A 3377-nucleotide genomic window follows, 5' to 3' on the forward strand; every position below is an offset into this window, starting at 1 on the left:
GCGTCACGGTTCCAGCCGAGCCGCCGCTGTTGTGGGAGCTCAGGGACTGGAGATCGGGACTGGCCGTCATCGTACCGTTGGTGGCAACGACCAGCGTGCAGGTGGGCGCGATCGTGCCGTTGAAGATGACATTCTGCGTCGTGGCCAACGCGGCCTCGTCGACGCTGGCAACCAGCAGAGCTGCGCCGCAGGCGGCGCGAAACAATGTCATCGAGACCTCCTATCAAGCCGGATCGTCCGGATTAATATGAGAGCATCATCACTTTATCGTGGTTAATTTAGAGTTACCTAAAATAACGCCTCAAAAATAACAACTACAGGAACCGGAGGTTGCCCTCGGTTGCAAAAGCGGAACCACAGCGTAAATAGCGCTTATACTTGATAGCGCCGATAGAACCATGTTTTTCTTCGCAATATCGAGAAAAATCGATATTACGATACCTGCCCGGCTTCCCAACCCAGAATGGCGCGCTTGCGGGTCAGGCCCCAATGATAACCGGTGAGGTCGCCTGATTTGCCGATGGCGCGGTGACAAGGCACCACGAAAGAGAGCGGATTGGCGCCGTTGGCCGCACCGACCGCACGGCTGGCGGACGGTGCGCCGATGCTGGCCGCAATCGAGGAATAGGTGCGGGCCTTGCCCATCGGGATCTTGAGCAGCGCCTCCCAGACGCGAACCTGGAAGTCGGTGCCGATCATGACGACATGCAGCGGCTGGTCGGGGCGCCACAGCGTCGGGTCGAAGATACGGGCGGCATAGGGGCCGGTGGCAGTCATGTCCTCGACGTAGATGGCGTTCGGCCAGCGGCTGGACATGTCGGCGAAGGCGGCGCGTTCCTCGCCGGGGTCGCTGAAGGCGAGGCCGGCGAGCCCGCGCTCGGTGGCCATGATCAGGGCGGTGCCGAACGGCGAGGAATGGAAGCCGTAGCGAATGGTGAGCCCGGCGCCGCGTGTCTTGTAGTCGCCCGGCGACATCGCCTCGTGCGTGACGAACAGGTCATGCAGCCGGCCGGGGCCGGACATGCCCAGTTCGAATGAGGTCTCGAGCAGAGGCATGCCGGAATCGAGCAGCCTGCGCGCATGGTCCAGTGTCACCGCCTGCAGGAAGGCCTTGGGCGACAGGCCGGCCCAGCGGGTGAAGAGTTTTTGCAGGCCGGTCGGCGTCTCGCCGACCTCCTCGGCCAGCTCTTCGAGGGAAGGCTGATCGCGATAGTCGAGACTGATCTTCTCGATGGCACGGCGCACGATCTCATAATCGCTGCCCTCAGGCGTGATGTCCTTTTTGAGGACTGCGGTGTGTGTGCTCATGGAACTGTCTCCTTGAGCCGGAATATCGCCCCTCGGGGCGTCGATCGCCACCCGAAACTTGCCTTCTTGCGGCGCATACCCGGATAGGCACCGGATTCGAGCCCAGGAATCGCTCGCGGCTGCCTCAGCGTGTCTTGGCGGGCGCCAGCGCGCGCGAAAAGGCGGTGGCAAAACTCTCGCGGGAATCGGGGTCCAGGAACGATCCGATCGGCACGTTCTGGCCTTCACCTTGCACCGTCATGCCTGTGATGCCGATCTCGGCGTGACGGGCCACCGAAAACCGCGCCCAGAACGGATTGAAGCGATGCGCTTCCGATTTCCCCGAGGGGGCTGTCTTGCGGATGTCGAGGCTGGTGCGCGAAACCGAGACTTCTTCGCGTGCGCGAGCGGCACGATAGTTGATGCGAAAGGCGATGTAGACGGCGGCCACGTCGAGGCCGAAGAAGCCGAACACCGGCCAGGCGCCGCGCGACAGGAAAAACGCGCCTGTCACCAGCCAGCCGAACAGCAGCGCGCCCATCAGGACGAAGAAGCCTGTCCGGCCCAGAGACCGGTGCGGGGTCAGTAGCGCCTGAAAGAATGGCTCGTCGGCCTGAAACGAGGCGTTTGTGTCGCTCATGAGGGGATATTATAGGAGGGAAATGGCAAGCCCCAAGTCCAAAGATTCTTCCCTGTCCAAAAAAGAGCCGTTGCCCGCACGACGCGATGGTTCGAACGCAAAGCCGCGCCCGCGGCCGGCGCGAAGCGCGTTACGCTACAGCCCGGCCGAAGTGAAAGAGATATTCCGGCGCTTTTCCGTCCAGCGGCCCGAGCCGAAGGGCGAGCTCGAACATGTCAACGCCTTCACGCTGCTGGTCGCGGTGGTGCTGTCGGCGCAAGCGACGGATGTAGGCGTCAACAAGGCGACGCGGGCGCTGTTCAGGGCCGCCGATACGCCGCACAAGATGCTGGCGCTGGGGGAAGCAAGGGTCGGCGAATATATCCGCACCATCGGGCTGTGGCGCAACAAGGCGAAGAATTTGATTGCGCTGTCGCAGGCGCTGATCCGCGACCATGGCGGCGAGGTACCCGATAATCGAGATGAATTGGTCAAGCTGCCCGGGGTCGGGCGCAAGACCGCCAATGTCGTGCTCAACATGGCCTTCGGCCAGCACACGATGGCGGTCGACACGCACATTCTTCGCATAGGCAACCGGCTCGGATTAGCGCCCGGCAAGACGCCGGAACAGGTCGAGCAGGGATTGTTGAAGATCATTCCGGACGAATATATGCGCCATGCACATCACTGGCTGATCCTGCATGGCCGCTACGTCTGCAAGGCGCGCAAGCCGGATTGCCCGGCCTGCGTCATCGCCGACATCTGCAAGGCCGAGGTCAAGACGACCGATGTGCCGGCACCGCTGGTGCCGATCGCACCGCTCGACCCGGTCGAAGAGGTTCAGGACCGAGGCGGAACGGCGGCGTAATTCAACTCTCCTCCACAAACACCTCTTCGCGCTTTTTCTTGACCGCCGGCAGGAAGACGACGGCGAGCACGGCGAGCGCTATGAGCAGCAGGCCGGCGCTGATCGGTCTGGTCACGAAGGTGCTCGGGTCGCCGCGCGAGAGAATCATGGCGCGGCGCAGATTTTCCTCGAGCAGCGGGCCGAGCACGAAGCCGAGCAGCAGCGGTGCCGGTTCGCAGCGCAGCTTGGTCAGGAGGTAGCCGAGGAAGCCGAAGAAGGCGACGGCGTAGAGATCATAGACGTTGCTGTTGACGCTGTAGACGCCGATCGAGCAGAACGCCATGATGATCGGGAAAAGCACGTAATAGGGGATCGTCAGCAGCTTCACCCAAAGCCCGATCAGCGGCAGGTTGAGGATGATCAGCATCAGATTGCCGATCCACATCGAGGCGATGATGCCCCAGAACAGCGCCGGCTGTTCGGTCGCGACATTGGGGCCGGGCACGATGCCCTGGATGATCATGGCGCCGATCATCAGCGCCATGACAGGGTTGGCCGGAATGCCCAGCGTCAGCATCGGGATGAAGGAAGTCTGCGCACCGGCATTGTTTGCCGATTCCGGTC

General features: G+C 62.4%; 4 protein-coding genes and 1 pseudogene. 1 reads left to right on the top strand and 4 read right to left on the bottom strand.

Translation table 11 applies throughout. The annotated features are described in order from the left end of the window. The 3 genes and pseudogenes from ENZ75_RS25770 to ENZ75_RS25780 form a co-directional block, all read right to left on the bottom strand. Nucleotides 1-211 (bottom strand): annotated as a pseudogene (locus ENZ75_RS25770) (hypothetical protein); the annotation flags it as partial. 221 nt (nucleotides 212-432) lie between these two features. Then, nucleotides 433-1308 (bottom strand): bifunctional helix-turn-helix domain-containing protein/methylated-DNA--[protein]-cysteine S-methyltransferase, encoded by an 876-nt coding sequence (locus tag ENZ75_RS25775; RefSeq protein WP_024502817.1) that lies wholly within the window; start codon nucleotides 1306-1308, stop codon nucleotides 433-435. A gap of 124 nt (nucleotides 1309-1432) precedes the next feature. Further along, nucleotides 1433-1927, bottom strand: coding sequence for a DUF2244 domain-containing protein (locus ENZ75_RS25780; protein ID WP_063169003.1), 495 nt, complete (start codon nucleotides 1925-1927; stop codon nucleotides 1433-1435). 22 nt (nucleotides 1928-1949) lie between these two features. Here ENZ75_RS25780 and nth point away from each other — a divergent pair, with 22 nt between their 5' ends. Then, on the top strand, nucleotides 1950-2774 hold the full coding sequence (nth, locus tag ENZ75_RS25785) for an endonuclease III (protein WP_063169002.1): 825 nt from the start codon (nucleotides 1950-1952) through the stop codon (nucleotides 2772-2774). 1 nt (nucleotide 2775) lies between these two features. On the opposite strand, the gene ENZ75_RS25790 is transcribed toward nth, so the two are convergent. Then, nucleotides 2776-3377, bottom strand: a 602-nt coding sequence (locus ENZ75_RS25790) for a tripartite tricarboxylate transporter permease (RefSeq protein ID WP_206617103.1), incomplete at its 5' end; no start/stop codon positions are given.

The organism is Mesorhizobium sp. M7A.F.Ca.CA.002.04.1.1, assembly GCF_004022805.1.
Classification (GTDB): Bacteria; Pseudomonadota; Alphaproteobacteria; order Rhizobiales; family Rhizobiaceae; genus Mesorhizobium; species Mesorhizobium ciceri.

Coding starts and splice junctions, on each gene's coding strand:
- ENZ75_RS25775 (WP_024502817.1), bottom strand. CDS start 1,308: ATGAGCACACACACCGCAGTCCTCAAAAAGGACATCACGCCTGAGGGC.
- ENZ75_RS25780 (WP_063169003.1), bottom strand. CDS start 1,927: ATGAGCGACACAAACGCCTCGTTTCAGGCCGACGAGCCATTCTTTCAG.
- nth (WP_063169002.1), top strand. CDS start 1,950: ATGGCAAGCCCCAAGTCCAAAGATTCTTCCCTGTCCAAAAAAGAGCCG.